Here is a 1,016-nt window from a genome sequence, read left to right as displayed (position 1 = left end):
TTTAAGTAGTGCTAGAAATGTAGGTATAGAATATTTTAGTGGAGAATATAAACTCAAAAATAAAACCCAAACTTTAAAAGAAAATTCTTTAATAGAATTTAATATAGATGGTAATAATCCTTATGAAATATATACTGTATATAAAAGCTATAAAGCTTTTAATGATGAACAAGATTTAACAAGCTTTACTTATCCTATTATAGATTATATTATCTTTTTAGATTCTGATGATTATTGGGAATTAAACTGCATAGAAGAATGTGTACCTAGAATGGATGGGGTAGATGTGGTGTGGTTTGATTTTGAAATGTTTATTGATGGCACCAACAATAAAAAAGAGTGGAGCAGGTTGCGTTCTTTTCAATTTTTAAAAGAAGTGGCTATTACACCTAAAGAGTGGTTGGAGCAAAGTATTGCAACTAAGCAGAATGAGTTCGCATTTGCATGGGGCGGTATGATTAATTTTAATTTTTTAAAAAATATAAAATTAAAATTTATTGATGGAATTATTTTTGAGGATGTTGTATTTGGTACTATTTTATTTGCTCAAGCAAAAAATATCTACATATTGCCTAAGGTTGTATATAATTATAGAATCCGACAAAATAGTATTATGCAATCGTTAAAGAAAGGTGGTTTATCAGAATATTTGAATTATTTAAGAAAAGATTTTATAAATGATTCTGAGGCAAAAAACTACCATGCTGTTGCTAGTAAAATTATAACTATAGAAAAACTTTGCGTTTTTATAACAACTTTTAATAATTCCGAAATATCTTATTTAATGAGAATTGCCTTTTTCAACTATTTAAGGCAGTGGAGTTTAGAAATTTTTAACTTGAATAGCGATCCTATAGGATTTTTTGATCGAGTGGTAATATTGACTCATGATTTATTTGTGTGTCAAAATAAAAAAGTTTTATACAAAGATGCAAACTCTAAAGATGTTTTTGTGTGGTTAAGCCAGATCATTACTTTAAAAAATACTTTTTTGCAGAGTAAAGATAAAACCATAA

1 protein-coding gene is annotated in these 1,016 nt (G+C 26.9%); it reads left to right on the top strand.

All coding sequences use genetic code 11. The annotated features are described in order from the left end of the window. The coding region (locus L8V85_RS08275; RefSeq protein WP_263737824.1) for a glycosyltransferase at positions 1 to 1,016 on the top strand (1,016 nt) is incomplete at both ends.

The organism is Campylobacter sp. IFREMER_LSEM_CL2090 (assembly GCF_025771865.1).
GTDB classification, from domain to species: Bacteria; Campylobacterota; Campylobacteria; order Campylobacterales; family Campylobacteraceae; genus Campylobacter_D; species Campylobacter_D lari_D.
This window is presented reverse-complemented; position numbering and strand designations above follow the sequence as displayed.